Annotated in this window: 1 protein-coding gene; it reads left to right on the top strand. The window is 63.9% G+C overall.

Features of this window, described 5'->3' with window-relative positions; translation table 11 throughout:
* The coding region (locus tag D7V80_RS41220; protein ID WP_158616790.1) for a transposase at nucleotides 1-289 on the top strand (289 nt) is incomplete at its 5' end.
* Nucleotides 290-429 lie beyond the last annotated feature (140 nt).

The following is a 429-nucleotide window of genomic DNA, read 5'->3' as shown; positions in this document are numbered from 1 at the left end:
ACTGCTGGTGCACGCCGAAGGCGACGCCTTCATCGCGGACACCGGCTATGACGCCGAGCGCATTCGCGCCAACGCCCAGAAGGTGGGGATGAAGCCCGTCATCCATCCCCATCCCAGCCGCAAGCAGCCTCCACCTCTGGACCGCACCCTCTATCGGCTTCGCTACCGGGTGGAGTGCTTCTTCCACGACCTCAAATGCTTTCGCGCCGCTGCCACCCGTTACGACAAGACAGCGACCTGCTACCTCGCCGTCCTCCACGTCGCCTCCATTCTTCTCTGGCTGCGTTAATCAGGGGCAGCCCCTAGTACACCGGCACAGAGGTTTTGACCGGTTGATATAGGCCCTGCCTATCGCAGGACAGGCAGGGCCTCCGGCCGCACAAGCAGTTCGATGCTACGCGCCTTGCCAGCGCTGCGCCGGATGAGGCC

This window comes from Corallococcus sp. CA054B (genome assembly GCF_003611625.1).
GTDB lineage: Bacteria > Myxococcota > Myxococcia > Myxococcales > Myxococcaceae > Corallococcus > Corallococcus coralloides.
Note: the sequence above shows the minus strand (reverse complement) of the source record. Positions and strands in the feature narration are given on the sequence as shown.